The 22,007-nt window shown below is 72.6% G+C and carries 18 protein-coding genes and 1 pseudogene; 13 read left to right on the forward strand and 6 right to left on the reverse strand.

What is annotated here, in order from left to right; all coding sequences use genetic code 11:
* Nucleotide 1 precedes the first annotated feature (1 nt).
* Genes QSK52_RS05240 through QSK52_RS05275 form a run of 8 tightly spaced genes read left to right on the forward strand, consistent with a single transcriptional unit; the run spans nt 2 to nt 8,139 of the window.
* Nucleotides 2–1,219, forward strand: coding sequence for a LuxR family transcriptional regulator (locus QSK52_RS05240; protein WP_285734032.1), 1,218 nt, complete (start codon nt 2–4; stop codon nt 1,217–1,219).
* On the forward strand, nt 1,212–2,288 hold the full coding sequence (locus QSK52_RS05245) for a helix-turn-helix transcriptional regulator (protein WP_285734034.1): 1,077 nt from the start codon (nt 1,212–1,214) through the stop codon (nt 2,286–2,288). The genes QSK52_RS05240 and QSK52_RS05245 overlap by 8 nt, the downstream gene beginning before the upstream one ends.
* On the forward strand, nt 2,281–3,297 hold the full coding sequence (locus tag QSK52_RS05250; RefSeq protein WP_285734036.1) for a LuxR C-terminal-related transcriptional regulator: 1,017 nt from the start codon (nt 2,281–2,283) through the stop codon (nt 3,295–3,297). Before QSK52_RS05245 ends, QSK52_RS05250 begins: the two co-directional genes overlap by 8 nt.
* Nucleotides 3,290–4,246 (forward strand): LuxR C-terminal-related transcriptional regulator, encoded by a 957-nt coding sequence (locus tag QSK52_RS05255; protein ID WP_285734038.1) that lies wholly within the window; start codon nt 3,290–3,292, stop codon nt 4,244–4,246. The genes QSK52_RS05250 and QSK52_RS05255 overlap by 8 nt, the downstream gene beginning before the upstream one ends.
* The gene (locus tag QSK52_RS05260) at nt 4,243–5,196 is read left to right on the forward strand and encodes a LuxR C-terminal-related transcriptional regulator (RefSeq protein ID WP_285734040.1); all 954 of its coding nucleotides are present in this window, start codon (nt 4,243–4,245) and stop codon (nt 5,194–5,196) included. Before QSK52_RS05255 ends, QSK52_RS05260 begins: the two co-directional genes overlap by 4 nt.
* Nucleotides 5,193–6,146: a LuxR C-terminal-related transcriptional regulator gene (locus QSK52_RS05265; RefSeq protein ID WP_285734042.1), complete on the forward strand. Its 954-nt coding sequence runs from the start codon at nt 5,193–5,195 to the stop codon at nt 6,144–6,146. Before QSK52_RS05260 ends, QSK52_RS05265 begins: the two co-directional genes overlap by 4 nt.
* On the forward strand, nt 6,143–7,165 hold the full coding sequence (locus tag QSK52_RS05270; RefSeq protein ID WP_285734045.1) for a LuxR family transcriptional regulator: 1,023 nt from the start codon (nt 6,143–6,145) through the stop codon (nt 7,163–7,165). Before QSK52_RS05265 ends, QSK52_RS05270 begins: the two co-directional genes overlap by 4 nt.
* Nucleotides 7,162–8,139, forward strand: a complete 978-nt coding sequence (locus QSK52_RS05275) for a LuxR C-terminal-related transcriptional regulator (protein ID WP_285734047.1) — start codon at nt 7,162–7,164, stop codon at nt 8,137–8,139. The genes QSK52_RS05270 and QSK52_RS05275 overlap by 4 nt, the downstream gene beginning before the upstream one ends.
* A 7-nt stretch (nt 8,140–8,146) precedes the next feature.
* On the opposite strand, the gene QSK52_RS05280 is transcribed toward QSK52_RS05275, so the two are convergent.
* The 6 genes from QSK52_RS05280 to dnaK form a co-directional block, all read right to left on the reverse strand.
* Nucleotides 8,147–8,761, reverse strand: coding sequence for a hypothetical protein (locus tag QSK52_RS05280; protein WP_285734049.1), 615 nt, complete (start codon nt 8,759–8,761; stop codon nt 8,147–8,149).
* A gap of 577 nt (nt 8,762–9,338) precedes the next feature.
* Complete coding sequence (locus QSK52_RS05285; RefSeq protein WP_285734051.1) at nt 9,339–10,343, reverse strand: hypothetical protein; 1,005 nt, start codon at nt 10,341–10,343, stop codon at nt 9,339–9,341.
* A gap of 215 nt (nt 10,344–10,558) precedes the next feature.
* Complete coding sequence (locus QSK52_RS05290; RefSeq protein WP_285734052.1) at nt 10,559–11,098, reverse strand: heat shock protein transcriptional repressor HspR; 540 nt, start codon at nt 11,096–11,098, stop codon at nt 10,559–10,561.
* A 7-nt stretch (nt 11,099–11,105) separates the two neighbouring features.
* Nucleotides 11,106–12,251 carry a molecular chaperone DnaJ gene (dnaJ, locus tag QSK52_RS05295; protein ID WP_285734055.1) on the reverse strand — a complete coding sequence of 382 codons (1,146 nt, stop codon included), beginning with the start codon at nt 12,249–12,251 and terminating at the stop codon, nt 11,106–11,108.
* 145 nt (nt 12,252–12,396) lie between these two features.
* Nucleotides 12,397–12,987 carry a nucleotide exchange factor GrpE gene (grpE, locus tag QSK52_RS05300; protein ID WP_285734057.1) on the reverse strand — a complete coding sequence of 197 codons (591 nt, stop codon included), beginning with the start codon at nt 12,985–12,987 and terminating at the stop codon, nt 12,397–12,399.
* On the reverse strand, nt 12,984–14,834 hold the full coding sequence (dnaK, locus tag QSK52_RS05305) for a molecular chaperone DnaK (RefSeq protein ID WP_285734059.1): 1,851 nt from the start codon (nt 14,832–14,834) through the stop codon (nt 12,984–12,986). Before dnaK ends, grpE begins: the two co-directional genes overlap by 4 nt.
* 315 nt (nt 14,835–15,149) lie before the next feature.
* On the opposite strand from dnaK, the gene QSK52_RS05310 reads away from it, so the two are divergent.
* The 5 genes and pseudogenes from QSK52_RS05310 (at nt 15,150) to QSK52_RS05330 (ending at nt 21,956) form a co-directional block, all read left to right on the forward strand.
* Nucleotides 15,150–17,363 (forward strand): (Fe-S)-binding protein, encoded by a 2,214-nt coding sequence (locus tag QSK52_RS05310; protein WP_285734061.1) that lies wholly within the window; start codon nt 15,150–15,152, stop codon nt 17,361–17,363.
* Between the two features lie 110 nt (nt 17,364–17,473).
* Entirely contained in the window at nt 17,474–18,538 is a 1,065-nt protein-coding gene (locus tag QSK52_RS05315) for a LamG domain-containing protein (RefSeq protein WP_285734063.1), read from the forward strand.
* 202 nt (nt 18,539–18,740) lie between these two features.
* Nucleotides 18,741–19,814: pseudogene (locus QSK52_RS05320) on the forward strand (sugar phosphate nucleotidyltransferase); the annotation flags it as partial.
* A gap of 182 nt (nt 19,815–19,996) precedes the next feature.
* A complete protein-coding gene (locus QSK52_RS05325) occupies nt 19,997–20,992 on the forward strand; it encodes a Yip1 family protein (RefSeq protein WP_285734065.1) in 996 nt (331 codons plus the stop codon).
* A 70-nt stretch (nt 20,993–21,062) separates the two neighbouring features.
* Entirely contained in the window at nt 21,063–21,956 is an 894-nt protein-coding gene (locus QSK52_RS05330; protein ID WP_285734068.1) for a metal-dependent hydrolase, read from the forward strand.
* Nucleotides 21,957–22,007: the final 51 nt, after the last annotated feature.

Here is a 22,007-nt window from a genome sequence, read left to right on the forward strand (position 1 = left end):
CGTGGCAGCGGACCACCCGGAGTCCGAACCGGACACCGTACCGTCCCACCCGGACACCGCCCCGTCCCACCAGGACGGCGGGTCCGCGCACCAGGACACCGCACCGGCCCCTCCGGGCCTCGTGCCGTCCCCGCCGGAACTCGTGCCGTCCCTGGCGGGCGCCGCACCGTTCCTGGCGGACGCCGCGCCGTCCCGTGCGGGCGTCGCACCGTCCCGTGCGGGCGCCGCGCCGTTCGACCCGGACGGCGGCCTGCCCGAGGAGGACGCCGCCCGGCTCTACCTGGCCGTCCTCGCCGCGGGCGGCCGGATCCCGCTCGACGCCCCGCCCCAGCCCGGCACCGGCCTCACCCCCGAACGCCAACAGGCCATGCTGGACCAGCTGGTGGCCGTCGGACTGGTCCTGCTCAACCGGATCGACCACTGCTACGTCGCGGTCAGCCCGCGCGCCGTCGCCGACCGCCTCGGCGCCGACCTGCGCGCCCGCGCCACCCGCCTGCTGCTCGACGCCGACCGGCTGCCCGCCGCGCTCGACCCGCTCGCCCGCGCCTACGACGCCGTCCCCCGGCCCGCCGACCGGACCAGGCAGGCCGTCTACGTCGACGGGCAGGAGGACATCCGGCTGCGGATCGCCCGCCTCGTCTCCGACTGCCGCCTCGAACTGCTCAGCGCCCAGCCCGGCCTGCGCCCGCCCGCCGTCCTCGAACTCGCCCACACCCAGGACCAGCGGATGCTCGGCCGCGGCGCCACCCTGCGCGCCCTCTACCAGCCCGTCGCCCTCACCGAGGACAGCGCGGTCCGGCACGCCACCGCGATGAGCGAGCACGGCGCCCAACTCCGGGTCCTGGACGAGCCGTTCCTCCGCCTGATCGTCATCGACCGGCGGGTCGCCGTCATCCCCGCCGCCGAGGACCACAGCCGCGCCGCGTTCGTCGAGGACCCCGCCGCCATCGCCTACCTGGTGGCCGGGTTCGAGCGCGACTGGGCCCGCGCCGAACAGGTCCACTGGCAGCACCTCGACCCCCGCGCCCTCACCCGCAGCATCACCCACCGGGTCGGCCGCCTGCTCGCCCAGGGCCTCACCCAGCGCGCCGTCGCCACCCGCCTGGGCCTGTCCGAACGCACCGTCGCGGGCCACATCTCCCGGCTGCGCGACCTCTACGGCGCCGGCACCCTGTTCCAACTCGGCTGGCTGATGAGAGGCGGCGACGGCCGTGGCTGACCCGACCCCCACGACCGTTCCCGCCCCGGCGCCCGCCGCCACCGTTCCCGCCGCCACCGCCGTCCCCGCCGCTGCCGCCACCGCCGTCCCCGCCGCCGTGGAGCGCGGGCCGATCGACGAGGGGGCCCGGCGCCTCTACCTGGACGTGCTCGAAGCGGGCGGCCGGATCGCGGCCGACGCCGTCGCCGCCCTCGCGCCCGCCCCCGGGCTGTCGCAGACCTTCGCCGAACTCCTGCGCACCGGCCTGCTGGTGCACGACGGCATGGACGGCTCCTACCTGGCCGTCAACCCCCGCTTCGTCGCCGAGACGCTCAGCACCGAGATGAACTCCGAGGCCGCCCGCCTGCTCAACCGGGCCGAACGCCTCACCGCCGACCTCGACCCGCTGATCGCCGCCTACGACAGCGTGCCCCGGGCCGTCGAACCCACCACCGCCGATGTCCAGGTCGCCGGACGCGAGCACATCCGCCAGCGGATCGCCCAGCTCGGCTCCACCTGCCGGGAGGAGGCGCTCACCGCGCAACCGGGTCAACCGGCACCCGCCACCCTGGAACTGTCGCTGAGCCAGGAACTCCCGGTGCTGCGCCGCGGCTGCCGGATCCGAACCCTCTACCAGCCCGTCGCGCTCACCGTACCCGCCGTGATCCGCTACGCCGCCACCGTCACCCGGGCCGGCGGCGAGGTCCGGCTGCTCGACGAGCCCTTCCAGCGCGTCCTGGTCTTCGACCGCACCACCGCCGTGGTGCCCGTCGCCGCCGACCTCAGCCGGGCCGCGGTGATCTCCGACCCCGCCACCGTGGCGATGATCGTCGCCAACTTCGACCGCGACTGGGACCGGGCCGAACGCGTCTGCTGGAACAGCCTGCTCGACAGCGCTCCCGCCCAGGCCGCCGCCGACCAGATCGCCCGCCTGCTCGCCCAGGGCCTCACCCAGAAGGCCATCGCCACCCGCCTGGGCCTGTCCGAACGCACCGTCGCCGGCCACATCTCCCGGCTGCGCGACCGCTACGGCGCCGACACGCTGTTCCAACTCGGCTGGCTGATGCGGAGGGGCGAGCACGATGCCTGACCTCCCCCCGGGCACCCCCGCCCCGCCCCGCCCCGCGCCCCCACCGGACTCCGGGCCCTCGTACGCGGTGCCGCCCGGCCCGGCCGAGAAGGAGCTGTACCTGTCCGTGCTGCGGGCCGGTCGGGTCTCGCTGCGGGAGCTGATGGAGCAGGACGCGGCCGCCACCGCCCGGCTGCTGGAGCTCGGCCTGCTGGTCCCGTACACCTCCAACGGCTGGGCGGTGGCCGTGAATCCGCGGGCGGCCATCGCCAAGCTGTCCGCCGCGCTGCGGGCGGACGCGGGCGACCTGCTGGCCCGGGCCGAGACCGCGGGCGCCGACCTCGAAGACCTGTCCGAGTCCTACGACGCCGCCCAGCGGCGCGCCGAACCGGCCGAGCGGATCACCCATGTGTACGGGGTGGAGGCCATCCAACAGCGGCTGCTGGTGATCGAGTCGGACCGCTGGGAGGAGTGCCTGGCCGCCCAGCCCGGCGTCCGCCCGCCCGAGTACCTGGACGACGACAGCCGGATCCGCCAGGCACTGGCCCGCGGCGCGGTGACCGACGTCCTGTACCAGCCGGTCTCCCGCCGGACCCCGCACACAGCGGCTTACGCAGCGACGGCCACTGACTGGGGCATGCGGCTGCGGGTCCTGGACGAGCCCTTCGCCCGGATGCTGATCTTCGACCGGCGAGTCGCGGTGATCGCCACCGTCGACGACAACCGCAGCGGCGCCGCGTTCATCGGGGACCGCGCGGTGGTCGAGCACCTGGTGCGGCTCTTTCTCCGCGACTGGGAGCGTGCCGTCCGCGTCCCGTGGCACGACGAGGTGGGCCGCGAAATGCCCCAACCCCTGCGCAGGGTAGGCGAGTTGCTGGCCGAAGGGCTGACCCAGCGGGCCGTCGCCTCCCGCCTGGGCCTGTCCGAGCGCACCGTGGCCGGGCACATCGCCCGGCTGCGCGAGCGCTACGACGCCGAGACGCTGTTCCAGCTCGGCTGGCTGATGCGGGACGGTGGCCGACATGGCTGAGCCGGTCGCCGAGCAGCCGCCGGGCCCGGCGGAGAAGGAGCTGTACCTGTCCGTGCTGCGGGCGGGCGGCCGGGTGTCGGTCCGGGAGGCGACCGAGCAGGACGCCGCCGCCACCGCCCGGTTGCTCGCGCTCGGACTGCTGGTCCACCACGACGAGAGCGAGCAGCTCACCGCCGTCAACCCGCGCACCGTCAGCATGCGGCTGAGCCGGCAACTGCGCCAGGCCGGCACCCGGCTGTTCGAGGCGGCCGAGCACGTCCCCACCGAACTCGACGTCCTCACCGACGCGTACGACAGCGCCGCCCGGCGCGAGGACCACGGGCGGCAGATCACCCACGTGCTGGACGTGGACCGGATCCGGCACCGCCTGCTGCAGATCGAGGCGGACTGCCGCGAGGAGGTGCTGGCCGCCCAACCCGGCCGACGGCCGGTGGTGTACCTGGAGAAGAGCGCCCGCACCGAGAAGGCGCTGGCGGACGGCGCCCGGATGGACATCCTCTACCAGCCCGTCAGCAAGTCCGACCCGGCGGTGATCGACTACGCGGTGCGGGCCACCGGCTGGGGCATGCGGCTGCGCTCCCTGGACGAGGACTTCACCCGGATGCTGATCTTCGACCGCCGGGTGGCGATCATCTCCGCGTCCGCCGACAACCGCGCCGCCGCCTTCGTCGAGGACCCGGCCGTGGTCGACCACCTGGTGCGGCTCTTCCTCCGCGACTGGGAGCGCGCCGAACGCGTCCCCTGGCACGACCTCGCGGGCGGCAGCGTCCCCCCGGCCCTCGAACAGGTCGGCCGCCTGCTCGTCGCGGGCCTGACCCAGAAGGCGATCGCCTCCCGCCTGGGCCTGTCCGAGCGCACCGTCGCCGAACACATCGCCCGGCTGCGCGAGCGCTACGACGCGAAGACGCTGTTCCAACTCGGCTGGCTGATGCGGGAGGGCGCCCGGTGACCGCGCACCTGCTGAACGACGCCGAGCGCGCCCTGTACCGCGAGGTCCTGGCCCAGGGCGGTCGGGTGATGTTTCGCGAGGCCGTGCAGCAGGCCCCGGACGCCACCCTGCGCCTGATCGAACTCGGTCTGCTGGTCCACTTCGAGAACGACGAATCGCTGACGGCCGTCAACCCGCGCACCGTCGGCGCCCGGCTCAGCGCAGACCTGCGAGCCGACGCCAGCCGCCGCCTCGCCGAAGCGGACCGGGCCGCTGCCCAACTCGACGACCTGTCCCAGGCGTTCGAGGCGGCGACGCCGCGATCGAGCCGCACCACCGTGGTACGGCACGTCGACCGGTGGGAGGAGATCCGGCACCGCGTGCTGCAGATCGAGGCCGACGCGCACGAGGAGATCCTCGCCGCCCAGCCCGGCGGGGCCCGCCCGGTCGCCCGGATGACGAAGACCCGGCAGCACAACGAGGCCTCCCTCGCGAGCGGCATGGAACTGCGCACCCTCTACCAGCCGGGCGCCGCTGCCGACCGCCCCACCGCCGCCTACGCAGCCGAACTCTCCGACCGGGGTCAGCGCTTCCGCGTGCTGGACGAGCCGTTCCGTCGGATGCTGATCTTCGACCGCCGCACCGCGGTCGTCCCGGCCGCCGCCGACGACGCCAGCGCCGCCTTCGTCGAGGACCCGGTGCTGGTCGCCCTGCTCGTCGAACGCTTCGAGCGCGACTGGGCCCGCGCCACCATCGTCGACTGGCACGCCCTGGCGGGCCGCCCGCGCGAGAGCGGCGTCCCCCCGGAGCTGACCGGCCTGCTCGCCGCCGGTCTGACCCAGAAGGCGATCGCCTCCCGCCTGTCCCTCTCCGAGCGCACGGTGGCCGCCCACCTCGCCCGGCTGCGCGAGCACCACGGCGCCGAGACGCTCTTCCAGCTCGGCTGGCTGATGCGGGAGGGGGCCCGGTGACCACCGACCTCCCCGACGCCTCCGACCGCGCCCTCTACCGCGAGATCGTGTCGCGCGGCGGCCGAATGATGTGGCACGAGGCCATGGCACAGGCGCCGGAAGCCACCCGCCGCCTGCTCGACTTCGGCCTGCTGGTGCACCACGCCGTCGACGAGTCGCTGACCGCCGTCAGCCCGCGGACCGCCGTCGGCCGACTCGGTGCCCGGATGCGCGCGGAGGGTGCGGGGCTGCTGCTGCGCGCCGAGGAGACGCCCGCCGCCCTCGAACCGCTCAGCCAGGCGTACGAGTCGGCGTTCGGCCGGGTCGACCGCTCCAGCCTGGTGCGCCACGTCCAGGACATGGAGCAGATCCGGCACGGCATCCTCCAGGCCGAGTCGGAGGCCCGCGAGGAGATCCTCGCCGCCCAGCCCGGTGGCGCCCGTCCGCACCAGTTCCTGCAGCAGTCGCTGGAGCTCACCCGCAACCACCTCGCCGCGGGCATCGCCCTGCGCACCCTCTACCAGCCGGGCGCCCTCGCCGACCCGCCCACCACCGCCTACGCGGCCGACGTCACCGACCTCGGCGAACGCGTCCGCGTGCTGGACGAGCCGTTCACCCGCCTGCTGATCTTCGACCGCCGCACCGCGATCATCCCGGCCGCCGCCGACAACACCAGCGCCGCCTTCATCGAGGACCCGACCGTGGTCGCCTCCCTGGTCACCCTGTTCGAACGCGACTGGGCCCGCGCCGCCATCGTCGACTGGCACGCCCTGGCGGGCCGCCCCCGCGGGACCGGCGTCCCGCCCGAACTCACCGACCTGCTCGCCGCGGGCCTGACCCAGAAGGCGATCGCCTCCCGCCTGAACCTCTCCGAGCGCACCGTCGCCGCGCACCTCGCCCGGCTGCGCGAGCACCACGGCGCCGAAACCCTCTTCCAGCTCGGCTGGCTGATGCGGGAAGGAGCCCGGTGACCACCGACCTGCCCACCGCCTCCGAACCCGCCCTCTACCGCGAAGTCCTGGCCCAGGGCGGCCGGGTGACGTTCCGCGAGGCCGTGCAGCAGGACGCCGAGGCCACCCTCGGCTTGATCCGCACCGGCCTGCTGGTGCACGTCGACCACGACTCCTCCATCACCGCGGTCAATCCGCGCTCGGTCACCGGACGGCTCAGCGCCGACCTGCGCAGCGCGGCGTCCGAGAAGCTGGCGCAGGCCGCACGGACCGCCGCCGAGTTGGACGACCTGGCCCAGGCGTACGACGCCGCCCCGCGCCGCACCGAGTCCTGGCAGGGCGGTGGGCAGGTGGTGGAGCGGTTGGTGGGCGCGCAGCAGTTCCGGCACCGGATCATGCAGATCGAGTCGGAGATGCACGAGGAGACGCTGGCGGCCCAGCCTGGCGGAGCCAGACCGGTCGAACAGACGGGCCAGTCCCTGGGACGCTCGCTGGAGGTCCTGGCCCGCGGCATCGAACTGCGCACCCTCTACCAGCCCGGCGCCGCCACCGACCCGCCGACCGTGGACTACGTGGCGTCCCTCTCCGCCGCGGGCGAGCGCTTCCGCGTCTTGGACGAGCCCTTCCAGCGGATGGTGATCTCCGACCGCAAGGTGGCGGTCGTGATCGACTCCACGGACAGCCGCGCCGCCGTGTTCGTCGAGGACCCGGCGGTGCTCGTCACCCTGGTCGGCCTGTTCGAACGCGACTGGGCCCGCGCCGTCGTCGACTGGCACGCCCTGGCGGGCCGCCCGCGCGGGACCGGCGTCCCGCTGGAGCTCACCGACCTGCTCGCCGCGGGTCTGACCCAGCGGGCGATCGCCTCCCGCCTGGGGCTCTCGGAGCGGACGGTGGCCGGTCACATCGCCCGGCTGCGGGAGTTCTACGATGCGGAGACCCTGTTCCAGCTCGGCTGGCAGCTGCGCGGGGTGTCCGGACGACCCGCCGCGCCGCCGGGGCAGGACCCGGGACGGTCGGCCGAGAAGGAGTGGGACCTGTGAGCGAGCCGAACGGAGCCGTCCTGCCGAGCGAGTCGGAGCGGCGGCTGTACCAGCAGATCCTGGACCAGGGCGGCCGGGTGTCGTTCCGCGAGGCGGTCGAGCAGGACCCGACCGGGGTGCTGCGGCTGATGGAGCTCGGGCTGCTGGTGCACGACGCGGCCGAGCAGGTGCTGACGGCGGTCAACCCGCGCGCGGTCAGCGACCGGATCAGCGCCGAGCTGCGCGCCGAGGGCACCCGGATGCTGCTGCGCGCCGAGGAGATGCCGACGCTGCTGGAGGACCTCACCCACGCCTACGACGCGACCCCGCGCCGGGCCGACCGCTCCAGCGTGGTGCAGCACGTCGACCGGACCGAGCAGATCCGGCACCGCGTCCTGCAGTTGGCGAGCGAGGCGTACGAGGAGGAGCTGTCCCTGCACCCGGGGGGCGCCGGACCGGCCGACCTGCTGGAGCAGGCGCTGGACCGCACCCGCCGCTTCCTGGAGCGGGGCGGGAGCATCCGCACCGTCTACGAGCCGACCGCGCTGCTGGACGAGCCGACCGTCCGCTGGGCGGAGAGGGTCACCGGCTGGGGAGGCCGGTTCCGCACCTTGAGCGAACCGTTCAGCAGGATGTTGATCTTCGACCGCCGGGTCGCCGTCGTCCCGGCCTCGGCCGACAATTCGAGTGCCGCCTTCATCGAGGACCCGGCCGTGGTCTCGTTCCTGGTCGCCGCCTTCGAGCGGGACTGGGAGCGGGCCGAGCGGATCCAGTGGGGCTCCGCCGAGCACGAGGGCGAGAGCGTGGTGCCGGTCCACGAGCAGGTGGGCCGACTGCTCGCCCAGGGCCTGACCCAGAAGACCATCGCCTCCCGGCTGGGCCTCGGCGAACGCACCGTCGCCGCGCACATCTCCCGCCTGCGCGAACTCCACGACGCGGAGACCCTGTTCCAACTGGGCTGGCAGATGCGCGGAGCCGGGGAACCGCAGAGCTGACCGGACGTCAGCCGGTCGCGATCTCCGGGGACCAGAAGCCGTACGGGCCGGTGCCGGTGGGCTCGCGGCGCTGGCGCGGGAACTGCTCGCCGGGCGCGGTCCAGAAGCCGCCGCGCAGCGACAGCGCCATCCCGGCCCAGTCCAGCGCGGTCTCCACGGTGTGGTGCAGCGCCTCCTGCGACCAGGTGTCGTCGAACACCAGCGGCAGCACCGGCGAGACCTGCTCGATGGTCGCGATCAGCGGGTTGTGCGTGATCGCCTCGTCCACCAGCAGCACGATCGGCTTGCGCAGCGCCGAGGCCCAGCCGAGCTCCAGGCTGACCCCGGCCGACAGCGGCGCGCCCACGTACGCGAACACCAGGTCCGCGCTCTGCATCGCCCGGAAGTCCGACGGCACCCGCTGCTCCGGCGCCCGCCCCGCGACCGTCCACGCATCGCTGTGGTGAGCGCTGTACACCGCCGCCCCGCTGTCCAGCAGCGTGCCGCGCAGCGTGGTCAGCCGGGTCCGGCTCGCCAGCGTCACCACACTGTCCGCCGGCCCGGTCAGCCGCATCAGCGGCGCGGCCAGGAAGACCCGTGCGCGACGCCCCTCGGTGCGGTGTTGTAGGTGCTGCTCACTCATGTCGACTCCGGGTGTGGTGTTTCGGCCGTCGCACCTGCACGTCCCTGCTTGCCGGAACGGTGGGGTGGGTGCCCGAAGATTGCCGCACTTCGGGTCCGTCGGCCGTGGTGGACGCGCTGATTCTGCTACTGCAGTTACAACTAGCTGATCGTCCATCGCCGGGTGTCAGTGAGTCCACTGGCGCACGGTGGCATCTGGCTGCCTGGCGGATAGATGACACCTCGGCCGGGGACCTCGCCCGCCGCCGCCGACATGCACATTTCAGTGACCGGGTGACCCGCAGTTGAGGGGTGGGGTGACGTAGGGACGGTCGATGAGGAATCATATGTCGGAAATTGGTGCGGCCATCGTTCGGGCGGACGGTGGTCGTGATGGATTTGTCCCGAAAGGAGTGATGTTGTGCTGAAGGTCCGTCGTATCCTGGTCTCGGCTGTTCTGCTGGGCATCACTGTGTTTCTCGGAGTCAGCCCGGCGAGTGCGGACTCCTACTGGAGGACCTCCGAGACTGCCGTGGCGCCGGTGGCTCTCATGGACATGGACAGCCACTGGTAGGCCTGCCGCCGAGGGGCCGTCGAGTTCAGTCCGCTGTCGGCCCCTCGGCGTGGGCGATCTTCCAGCCGAGCTGGAAGAGCGTCTCCACCCCGTACTCCTCGCGCATTTCGGCGATGTGTCGGGCGAGGGTGCGTTCGCTGAGCCCGATCCGCCGGGCGATCGTGCGGTGTGCGATGCCTTCCAGCATCATGCGGACGATTTGCTTGCGCATGCTGGACACCACCTGTGGCGGTATTTCGTGCCCTCCGGTGAAGGGGATGGCCCTTTCCCATTGACTGTGGAAGACGCCCACGATGTAGTCGATGACGGCGTCGTCCCGCACGAAGGCCGCGCGGTCGCGGTTGTGCTCGTCGCCGACGGTTATCACGGCGACCTTACGGTCGATCACGATCAGCTTGGCGAATGCCTCGTCCAACGTTCTCACCTGGCACCCTTCCTGGGTGACCGCCTGGACGTAGCTGATCGTCGGGTTCGAATAGCGAGCGCTCGGCTGGTAGATCGTCCTGATCGTCCCGCCGCGCTCCACGAATTCCATATCGCGGGCGATCGCTATTTTCAGGGCTTCCTCGCCCCGTCCGCCGCCGGGCTGTGCCGTGAGCATTTCGTTCGAGGCTCCGGCCATGATTGCCGCCAGGGTCTCATTGATGTTTCCCCGCCCCTGGACGTATTCGATGGCCCCCCCGGCCTCGGGGTGTGCGATGTGGGTTTGGTATTCTTTCTGGAGTTCTTGCAGCGCATGGCTCATCGCGATGGACCGGTGGAGGATCCGGGTGGCTTCCAGTTGGAAGCCCAGCGTCAGCGTCTCGGCCAGTTGCTGGGGGGCCTTGACTGCGTACGTCCCCACTGGTCCCACCTCGGGCTGTAGGAGCCCGAGTTCCAGCAACTCGTGGAGCGCGGCCTCCTCTTGCTCCGCGGGGAGGACGTGGACTCCGGCCAGCTTCCCCCCGCTTCGCACGGCCTGGTTGTAGAGGACCTTGGCCTCCGGGGAAAGTGCGGGGGCTGCGGCGGGATTCCTCCGCTCAGTGCTCATGTCCATGACTCCTTGCCTGAGCTGGGGCCTTTGACGGATCCGGCGCGTGCCCTCCGGCCCGCATCATAGAGCGAAGGCTTCCCGGCCCCCTCGGATTACCGGACTGCGGACGGGCTGACGGCACTTCCGGAAAGAACTCTGGCAGGACGACGCCGCCGCCGACACCCCCCGATGGACAGGGGTGTCGACGGCTCGGCGTCGGGTTCCGGCTGTGCTCAGCGCTTGGGCCGCCACACCACCAGCGCGCTGGACTGCTGGACCTGCTGGTAGGGCACCAGGTCGCGGCGGTAGGAGGCGTGGACGGCGGCCTCGCGCTGCTGCAGGGTCGCGGCGGCGCCCTCCAGGGCGTCGACCAGTTCGCTGACGCGGGACTGCAGGGCGGCGACCTGGTTCTCCAGCTCGATGATCCGCTTGATGCCGGCCAGGTTGATGCCCTCGTCCTGGGAGAGCCGCTGGACCTCGCGCAGCTGCTGGATGTCCCGGGCCGAGTAGCGGCGGCCGCGCCCGGCGGTGCGGTCGGGGCTGACCAGGCCGAGGCGGTCGTACTGGCGGAGGGTCTGCGGGTGCAGGCCGGAGAGCTCGGCGGCGACGGAGATGACGTAGACCGGGGTGTCCTCGGTGAGGACGTACGGCGGGGCGGCGGCGCGCGGGCGGCCGCCGCCGGGCAGGCCCTCGCCGAGGCCGGGGCCGGGACCGATCCGGCCGGTGACGCCGGGGCCGTCGCCGCCGTGGCTACTGTCGGGGTGGGGACTCATCGGGATCTCACGCTCCCTCCGCCGCCTTGAACAGGGCGGCTCGCGGGTCGTCCGAGGCGGTGGCCTCGCGGTACTGCTCCAGTGCGGTCAGCGCGTCGCCGGTGACGTGCTTGGGCACCGTGACCTCCACGGTGACCAGCAGGTCACCGCGGGTGCCGTCCTTGCGGGTGGCGCCCTTGCCGCGGGCCCGCATGGTCAGGCCGTTGGCGCTGCCGGGCGGCAGCTTGAGCTTCACGGCCGGACCGTTCAGGGTCGGCACCTCGATGGTGCCGCCGAGCGCGGCTTCGGGGAAGCTCACCGGCACCGTCACCGTCAGGTTGTCACCCTTGCGCCCGAACACCGGGTGCGCGTCCACGTGCACGGTGACGTACAGGTCGCCGGGCTGGCCGCCGCGCTCGCCCTGGGCGCCCTTGCCCTTGAGCCGGATGCGCTGGCCGTCCTGCACCCCGGCGGGGATGCGGACCTGCATGGTGCGGGCCGAGGAGGCCCGGCCGCTGCCGTGGCAGACGGTGCACGGGTCGTCGACGATCATGCCGCGGCCCTTGCAGTCCCGGCAGGGCTCGGAGAGCGCGAAGGCGCCCTGGCCGCGGCTGACGGTTCCGGCGCCGACGCAGGTCGGACAGACCCGCGGGGTGGTGCCGGTCTTGGCGCCCGTCCCGGCGCAGGCGCGGCAGGCGGCCTGGGAGGTCATCCGCAGCGGCACGGTCGCGCCGTCCACGGCCTCCTCGAAGTTCAGCGTGACCTCGGTCTCGACGTCCGCCCCGCGGCGCGGCTGGGCGGCCTGCCGGCCGCCGCGGTTGAACAGGCCGCCGAACACGTCGCCGATCCCGCCGCCGGCGCCGCCCCCGCCGTTGAACAGGTCGCCGAAGTCGAAGCCCCCGGCCGCACCCGCCCCGCCGGGCCGGAAGCCGCCGCCCGCGAACAGCGAGCGGGCCTCGTCGTACTCCTTGCGGCGCTTCTCGTCCGAGAGCACGTCGTACGCCTCGGAGATGTCCTTGAAGCGCTCCTCGGCCTTGGCGTCGCCCTTGTTCGCGTCCGGGTGGAACTCGCGGGCCAGCTTGCGGTAGGTCTTCTTGATCTCTGCAGCGGTGGCGTCCTTGGGCACGCCGAGGACCTTGTAGTAGTCCTTCTCCACGTAGTCCTTAGCGCTCATGGCCTTTGACCGCCACCTCCCGTTGCGTCTGTCGCTGCTGCGCAGCGCCTGGTTGCGGCACCGCGGTGCAGTGCCGTGATACGGCGCTGCGGAGCCGGCCGCCGTACTGGACGACGTACGACTCCGCAGCGCACGGGGACTCTACTCAGCTGTCGGACGAACCGTCAGCCTTGTCGCCGTCCGGCTCGCCGGTGGTCTGCGTGCCCGGCTGGGGCTCCGCGACCGCGACCATCGCCGGGCGAATGATCCGCTCGCCGATCCGGTACCCGGGCTGGAGGATCTGCACGCAGGTGTCCTCCGTCACGTCCGACGAGTAGCTGTGCATCAGCGCCTCGTGGATCGTCGGGTCGAAGGGCTCGCCCTCCTTGCCGAACTGCTGCAGCCCGAGCTTGGCGACGACCGTCTCCAGCGACTCGGCGACCGACTTGAAGCCGCCCGTCACCTCGCCGTGCTCGCGGGCGCGGCCGATGTCGTCCAGCACCGGGATCAGCGACTCCAGGATGTTGGAGACGGCGATCTCGCGAACGGTGGAGCGGTCGCGCTCGACCCGCTTGCGGTAGTTCTGGTACTCGGCCTGGAGCCGCTGCAGGTCGGCGGTGCGCTCGCTGGCCTCGCGCTTGGCGGCGGCCAGTTCGTCGGCACCCGCACCCGCGACGGCCTCCTCGGCTGCCTTGAGCACGGCCTCCTCGGCGGCGGAGTCGTCGCCGGGCTGCTCGCCCTGCGGCTTCTCCGTCATGCCGCACCGCCCTTGGGCTTCTCGTCGTCGACGATCTCGGCGTCGACCACGTCGTCGTCCTTGGCGCCCGCGTCACCGGCCGCGCCGGCCGCACCGGCCGCCGCGCCCGCACCGTCGGCCTGCGCGTACAGCGCCGCGCCGAGCTTCTGGGCGGTGGTGGAGACCTTCTCGGTGGCGGTGCGGATGGCCGCGACGTCCTCGCCCTTGAGGGCTTCCTTGAGCTCGCCGATGGCGGACTCGACCTCGGTCTTGACGTCGGCCGGGAGCTTGTCCGAGTTGTCCGCGATGAACTTCTCGGTCGAGTAGACGAGCTGCTCGCCCTGGTTGCGGGTCTCGACGGCCTCGCGGCGCTTGGTGTCCTCCTCCGCGTAGCGCTCGGCCTCCTCGCGCATGCGGTTGACCTCGTCCTTCGGCAGCGAGGAGCCGCCGGTGACGGTCATCTTCTGCTCCTTGCCGGTGCCGAGGTCCTTCGCGGCCACGTGCATGATGCCGTTGGCGTCGATGTCGAAGGTGACCTCGATCTGCGGCAGGCCGCGGGGGGCCGGCGGCAGGCCGGTCAGCTCGAACATGCCGAGCTTCTTGTTGTACGCCGCGATCTCGCGCTCGCCCTGGTAGACCTGGATCTGCACGGAGGGCTGGTTGTCCTCGGCGGTGGTGAAGATCTCCGAGCGCTTGGTCGGGATCGTGGTGTTGCGCTCGATCAGCTTGGTCATGATGCCGCCCTTGGTCTCGATGCCGAGGGACAGCGGGGTGACGTCGAGCAGCAGGACGTCCTTGACCTCGCCCTTGAGCACGCCGGCCTGCAGCGAGGCGCCGATCGCGACGACCTCGTCCGGGTTGACGCCCTTGTTGGCGTCCTTGCCGCCGGTCAGCTCCTTGACGAGCTCGGCGACGGCGGGCATGCGGGTCGAGCCGCCGACCAGGACCACGTGGTCGATCTCGGACAGCTGGATGCCGGCGTCCTTGATCACGTTGTGGAACGGGACCTTGCAGCGGTCCAGCAGGTCGGCGGTGAGCTGCTGGAACTGGGAGCGGGTGAGCTTCTCGTCCAGGTGCAGCGGGCCCTCGGCGGAGGCCGTGATGTAGGGCAGGTTGATCGAGGTCTCCGAGGAGGAGGACAGCTCGATCTTGGCCTTCTCGGCGGCCTCGCGCAGGCGCTGGACGGCCATCTTGTCCTTGGACAGGTCGACGCCGTGGCCGGCCTGGAAGACCTTCACCAGGTGGTCGACGACCCGCTGGTCCCAGTCGTCGCCACCGAGGTGGTTGTCGCCGTTGGTGGCCTTGACCTCGACCACGCCGTCGCCGATCTCCAGCAGCGACACGTCGAAGGTGCCGCCGCCGAGGTCGAAGACCAGGATGGTCTGGTCGTCCTTGTCCAGGCCGTAGGCCAGGGCGGCCGCGGTCGGCTCGTTGACGATGCGCAGGACGTTCAGGCCCGCGATCTCGCCGGCCTCCTTGGTGGCCTGGCGCTCGGAGTCGTTGAAGTAGGCCGGGACGGTGATGACGGCGTCGGTGACCGTCTCGCCCAGGTAGGCCTCGGCGTCCCGCTTGAGCTTCTGCAGGACGAAGGCGGAGATCTGCTGCGGCGTGAAGTCCTTGCCGTCGATGCCGATCTTCCAGTCGGTGCCCATGTGGCGCTTGACCGAGCGGATGGTGCGGTCGACGTTGGTGACCGCCTGCCGCTTGGCCACCTCGCCGACGAGCACCTCGCCGTTCTTGGCGAAGGCGACGACGGACGGCGTGGTCCGAGCGCCCTCGGCGTTGGTGATGACCGTGGGCTCACCGCCCTCAAGAACGCTGACGACGGAGTTCGTCGTACCGAGGTCGATGCCGACCGCGCGTGCCATCGTGAATACCTCCGGGGAGAAGTTGAGCAGTACGGACTCAAGGATGCACGACCGATCGGGCCGCGTCAACGGCTTTGAGTCGGTGTCGCTCAACTTTACTGAGCGCTTATGTCGCCGGAGCCGTCGCGGCTGCTCCGGGCGGGTGAGTCCTGGCTTAGTGACTGCCGCCATACCTTGAACATCTTCTGGCTGGGTGTTAATGCGCGGTAATGTCCGGCGCGTCGACCCTTGAAGTTACTGACCAGTACAATCCGGGGAGACTAGGGGAGCCCGGGAAGACGGAGACCGGGCCGGAGCCGCTGGAGACGGAGAGCGATGCAGCTAGCAGCGATCGTCATCTCGCTGGTCACCTTCGTGATCGGCACCGCGCTCGCCGCCCGGGCGGCGCTGTACATCTACAAGGTGGTGCGCACCGGCTCGGCCGACGCCACCCGGTTCGGGCAGCCCGCGCAACGGGCCGCCACCGTGGTCAAGGAGTTCCTCGGCCACACCCGGATGAACCGCTGGGGCGTCGTCGGCGTCGCCCACTGGTTCGTCGCGGTCGGCTTCTTCTCCCTGGTGCTGACCCTGGTGAACGCCTTCGGCCAGCTCTTCGACGCCGAGTTCGTCCTCCCGGTCATCGGCCACTGGCTGCCCTGGAACGTCTTCGTCGAGCTGATCGGCACCCTCACCACCCTGGGCATCCTCACCCTGATCGTGATCCGCCTGCTCAGCCTGCCCTCCCGGGCCGGCCGCAAGTCCCGGTTCGCCGGCTCGATCGCCTGGCAGGCCTTCTACGTCGAGTACACGATCCTCGGCATCGGCCTGTGCATCCTGATGCTCCGCGGCCTGGAGGGCGCCCTGGAGGGCGTCGACTCCTACGACCCGGCCTACCTGGTCTCGTACCCGATCGCCGCCGCCTTCCACGGCACCGCGCACGGCACCCTGGCCAACCTGGTCTACCTGTTCGCGATGCTGAAGATCTGCATCTCCTTCGCCTGGGCGATCACCATCGGCGTCAACCCCTCGATGGGCGTCGCCTGGCACCGCTTCCTGGCCTTCTTCAACATCTACTTCAAGCGCGAGGACGACGGCGCCACCGCGCTCGGCGCACTGCGCCCGATGACCAGCAACGGCGCCCCGATCGACTTCGAGGACCCGGCGGACGACGCCGTGTTCGGCGTCTCCCAGGTCGAGCACTTCTCCTGGAAGGGCATCCTCGACTTCTCCACCTGCACCGAGTGCGGCCGCTGCCAGTCGCAGTGCCCCGCCTGGAACACCGGCAAGCCGCTGTCGCCCAAGCTGCTGATCATGAGCCTGCGCGAGCACGCCTTCGCCAAGGCCCCCTACCTGCTGGCCGGCGGCGGCAAGTCGATGGAGGGCGAGGAGCGGGCCACCGCCGAGCAGCTCGCCGGCGTCCCCGCCGCCGCCCTGGCCGAGGCCGAGCGCCCGCTGATCGGCACCGCCGAGGAGAACGGCGTCATCGACCCCGACGTGCTGTGGTCCTGCACCACCTGCGGCGCCTGCGTCGAGCAGTGCCCCGTCGACATCGAGCACATCGACCACATCGTCGACATGCGCCGCTACCAGGTCATGATCGAGAGCAGCTTCCCGACCGAGGCCGGGACGATGCTCAAGAACCTGGAGAACAAGGGCAACCCGTGGGGCCTGGCCACCAAGGCCCGCCTCGACTGGGTCAAGGAGCTCAAGAAGGAGACCGGCATCGAGGTGCCGGTGATCGGCGAGGACATCGACCCCGCCGAGGTCGAGTACCTCTACTGGGTCGGCTGCGCCGGCGCCCTGGAGGACCGGGCCAAGAAGACCACCAAGGCCTTCGCCGAACTCCTGCACACCGCGGGCGTGAAGTTCGCCATCCTCGGCAAGGAGGAGACCTGCACCGGTGACTCCCCGCGCCGCCTGGGCAACGAGTTCCTGTTCCAGATGCTCGGCGCACAGAACGTCGAGACCCTGAACGCCGCCCTGGAGGACGCGCCCACCAAGCGGATCGTCGCCACCTGCCCGCACTGCTTCAACACCATCGCCAACGAGTACCCGCAGCTCGGCGGCCACTTCGAGGTCATCCACCACACCCAGCTGCTCCAGCACCTCATCGACGAGGGCAGGCTGCTGCCGGTCAACCCGGTCGAGGGCCTGATCACCTACCACGACCCCTGCTACCTCGGCCGCCACAACAAGGTCTACACCCCGCCGCGCGAGATCATCGGCAAGGTGCCCGGCCTGCGCAACGAGGAGATGCACCGCCACAAGGAGCGCGGCTTCTGCTGCGGCGCCGGCGGCGCCCGGATGTGGATGGAGGAGCGGATCGGCAAGCGGATCAACACCGAGCGGGTCGACGAGGCGCTCTCCCTCAACCCCGACATCGTCTCCACCGCCTGCCCGTTCTGCCTCGTCATGCTCTCCGACTCGGTCAACGGGAAGAAGAACGAGGGCGCGGCCAAGGAGCACCTCAAGGTCGTCGACGTCGCCCAGCTGCTGCTGGAGTCGGTCAAGGCCACCCCGGCCGCCGAGGCGGAGCCGGTCGACGCCTGACACCCCCTCACCGACCGGACCCCGGGCGCCCGCCGCGGCCCCGGGGTCCGGCCGTGCCGGGGCGGAACCGGCCGTACCCGGCCCGCGGACGATGTCCTAGCATCGGCCGCATGACTGCAGACGGGGGAACACCGGGGCCCGGCGGGCCCGCCCACCTGCCGCCGGTGAGCACCACGCCCGACTGGGCCGCGCTCGCCGAGGCCCGCGAGCGCGAGGAGCGCCGCCGCCGGACGCTGCGGGCCGCCGGCGGCGCACTCGCCGTCGCGGTGGTCGCCGGACTGGTCGCCGGAGCCCTGGTGCTCACCCGCCCCTCCACCACCCCCGCGGCCGCGCCCGTCGGCACCGCGCAGCCCGACGGCCCCGCCCCCACCGCCGACGACACGCCCGGAGCCGCGCCCACCATCGACCCCTCCGCCGGCCCTTCCACCGGCCCCTCCGCGGCCCCCTCCGCGTCCGGCAGCGGCAAGCCCACCGGCAGCCCGACCGGGAAGGCCACCGCCACCCCCGGCCGCGACAAGCAGCCCTCCGGGACGCCCGCCACGCTGCCCGGCCTGCTGCTGGGCGGCGGCGCCACCATCGGCCGGACCGAGGGCCACGACGGGCCCACCATGGTGCTCTACGGCAACGGCGTCGGCTGGGCCGACAGCCAGACCCCGGTGGTCGACACCTCCCGCTCCTTCACCGTCTCCGCGGTGGTCCGCAACAACGCCCCCACCGGCGGCCGGGCCGTCGTCACCCAGGGCGGCGACAGCTACTACTCCTTCTACCTCGGCCGCGACTACTGGGGCACCCACAACCAGTGGGTCTTCAAGGTCCAGACCGCCGCCGGGGCCCAGGACAACACCACCTACCAGGCCTTCAGCACCGCCCCCGCCACCACCGGCCGGTGGACGCTGCTCACCGGCGTCTACGACGCGTCCGCGAAGAAGATCCTGCTGTACGTCAACGGACAGCTCCAGCAGTCCACCCCGGTCACCGGCATCTGGCAGACCACCGGCGGCCTGCAGCTCGGCCGGGTCCGCTACAAGTCCCAGTGGACGGACTTCTGGGACGGCGCGATCTCCGACGTCCAGGTCTGGGACCAGGCCCTGCCCGCCTCCGCCGTGGGCCGCCTGCAGGGCTCCGGGGGCACCACCGCGGGCACCGCCCCGGGGCGCTCCTGGCTGCTGCCGTAGGGCGGGCGCGCCGATCCGCACACCGGATCGACCAGGGCGGTGGCAACCGGACGCTGTTCGGGCAAATAGAGTATGCGGCGGAGCCGGGGAAAGGTCCGGCTCCGTCGAAGGCCATGTCATGCTGCCTCGACCAGTTCCACCGAGCGTGCGCACCGGACCCTGTCGTGCCGGGCCGCCGGAATACGACCACGGGAGACAGCACATGACCCAGGCGATCATGCTGGTCGGCGGGAAGGGCACCCGACTCCGCCCGTTGACCACCCACACGCCGAAGCCCATGCTGCCGGTCGCCGGCGTCCCCTTCATCGCCCACCAGCTGGCCCGCGCCGCCGCGGCCGGCGTCACCCGCGTGGTGCTCGCCACCTCCTACCTGGCCGAGGTCTTCGTCGACCACTTCCAGGACGGCAGCCCGTACGGCATCGAGCTGGTCTACCTCACCGAGGAGGAGCCGCTCGGCACCGGCGGCGCGATCCGCAACGCCGCCACCGGCCTGACCTGCGGCCCCGACGAGCCGGTCCTGGTCTTCAACGGCGACATCCTCTCCGGCCTGGACATCGCCGCCCTGCGCGACGGCCACAGCGCCTCCGGCGCCGACGTGACCCTCCACCTCACCCGGGTGGCCGATCCGCGCGCCTTCGGTCTCGTCCCGACCGACCCGGACGGCCGGGTGCTCGCCTTCCTGGAGAAGCCGGAGACGGCCGAGCAGATCGTCACCGACCAGATCAACGCCGGCTGCTACGTCTTCACCCGCTCGGTGATCGACCGCATCCCGGCCGGCCGCGAGGTCTCCGTCGAGCGCGAGACCTTCCCCGAGCTGCTGGCCGAGGGCGCGCTGCTGCGCGGCGTCGTCGACACCTCGTACTGGCTCGACCTGGGCACCCCCGGCGCGTTCGTCCGCGGCTCCGCCGACCTGGTGCTCGGCAAGGTCGACTCCCCGGCCGTCCCCGGCCCCACCGGCGAGGCGCTGCTGCTGCCCGGCTCGACCGTCGACCGGGCCGCCGTGCTGGGCTCCGGCACCGTGGTCTCCGCGGACGCCGAGATCGCCGCCGGAGCCATCGTCGAGGGCAGCGTGGTCCTGCCCGGCGCCCGGATCAAGGCCGGGGCGTACGTCAAGGACTCCATCGTCGGCGCCTACGCCGAGATCGGGGAGCGCTGCTCGCTGGACGGCGTGGTGATCGGCGACGGCGCCGTCCTGGAGGCCGAGAACGAGCTCCCGGCCGGCCTGCGGATCGCCTGCGGCACCCGGCTCCCGGTCGGCTCCGTCCGGCTGTCCGCGGGCCCCGGCGGCTGCGAGGCCGGCCTGAGCAACGCCGCCGCGGTGCACGCGCCCGGCGCCCGCGTCAGCGGCTGACACCCCCCCGCACGGGGCCGGACCGCAGCGTCACAGGACGGCTGCAATCCGGCCCCGCCGCCATGATCACCCGACGGGGGGTCAGCCGTTGCGGGTACCGTCGAGACGTGGCTGGCAATCGACACGACGACGGACGGGGCGCCGACCCCCGGCACGGCTGGTCGGCACCCCGGACGGGCGCCCCCCAGAACGGCGACCCGTACCAGGGCGCGCCCACCGGCACCCCCGAGTACTTCACCGCCCCGCACCCCGCCCACCCGGGGCCGCCCGCCCCCGGCGACCAGCCCGGCCACACCAGGGCCTTCGCGCTCGGCGAGCAGCCGTACGAGCCGCACCCGTACGGCGGGCAGCCCTACGGGGACCAGCCGTACGGGGACCAGCCCTACGAGCCGCACCCGTACGGCGAGCACCCCTACCCGCCGGGCCCGTACGGGTACGGCTACGACCACGGCCGGAGCGGCGACCAGGGCCACGACGGCTACGGCTACGAGCAGGCGCCCCCGGTGGACAACGTCGCCGTCTACCGGGCCGGTGGGCAGGCCGCACCGCACGCCGGCGGCCCCCGGCTGCCCTGGCGGGAGCTGCTGGTCGGCATCTACCGCCGCCCGAGCGCCACCTTCGACCGGATGCGCGACCACCAGGTGTGGCTGCCCGCGCTGTGCGTGTCGCTGCTGTACGGCGTGCTCGCGGTGTTCGCCATCGACTCCACCTACGACCAGGTGGTGCACTCCACCTTCGCCGTCGCGCTCTGGGCGATCGGCGGCGCCGCGCTCGGCTTCACGCTGGCCGGCGCGGTGCTCTCCGCGGTCACCTACGCCCTGGCCCGGCAGTCCGGCGGCGACGGCCCCTGGCAGTCCACCGTCGGCCTGGCCGCCCTGATCAGCTGGACCACCGACGCCCCGCGGCTGCTGCTCGCGCTCTTCCTGCCGGTCGGCAACCCCGTCGTGCAGGCGGTCGGCTGGGCGACCTGGATCGGCTGCGCCGTGCTGCTGACCACCATGGTGCGCCGGATCCACGACCTGCCCTGGGGCAAGGCCGCCGGGGCGGCCGCGGTCCAGCTGCTGGCGCTGCTGGTGCTGATCAAGCTGCCCACCCTGGGCTGAGGACGCGCCCGGACCCGTTTGTAGGGTGAGGTGGTTCCGCCCACCCTCACTTCCCGTCCGGAGCCCGCGCATGAGCCTGCCCACCACCCACGTCAGCTTCCCGGCCGGGGCGGTGACCGGCGAGTCGCCGGTCCTCGCCGTGCACGCCCTGCCGGACGGCCGCACCGCGGTGGTCACCGCGGCCACCCCGTTCCACCCGGTCGACCACACCTGGCCCGACCAGCCCGCCGACCACGGCACCCTCACCCTCGACGGCACCGCCCACCCCGTCCTCGACTGCCTCACCGGCGCGCACGGCCCCGACGGCGAGTTCGCGGTCGGCAGCGACATCCCGGTCCGGCGCGGCGACGAGGACTGGGCCTGGCTGGTCCTGCACGTGCTGCCCGCCGGGGCGCTCGGCCCGGAGGCCGTCGGACGCACCGCGCAGCTTGCCGTCGACACCGACCGCCGCGCCGCCCTCAGCGCCGCGCACACCGGCTGCCACCTGCTCGCCCTCGCCCTCAACGCCGCGCTCGCCCCGCGCTGGCGCAAGGACCCCGGCCGCGCCGACGCCCTCGGCCACCCCGACTTCGACAGCCTCGCCATGGACAGCTCGGTGATGGACACCGCCGCCAGCACCGACACCTACCGCATCGGCAAGTCCCTGAAGAAGAAGGGCTTCACCACCGACGCCACCGACGCCCTCCCGGCCCTCGCCGACGCCCTGCCCGCCCTCACCGCCGAGGTCAACGCCCGCCTCGCCGCCTGGGTCGCCGCCGACGCCCCCGTCCGGATCGACACCCCCGGCCCCGAGCTCACCGCCCGCCGCCGCTGGCACACCGACCTCCCCGAGGGCCCGGCCGCCATCGCCTGCGGCGGCACCCACCTCCACCACCTCGGCGAACTCACCGCCCTGCGCACCGAACTCGCCCTCTCCCCGGACGGCACCGAACTCACCGCCGTCACCACCCCCGTCCGCGCCTGACCCGCCCGCGCGCACGGCGAGGGCCGGCCCCGTTCACCGGGACCGGCCCTC

The sequence above is a fragment of the Kitasatospora phosalacinea genome, assembly GCF_030268885.1.
Classification (GTDB): domain Bacteria; phylum Actinomycetota; class Actinomycetes; order Streptomycetales; family Streptomycetaceae; genus Kitasatospora; species Kitasatospora phosalacinea_C.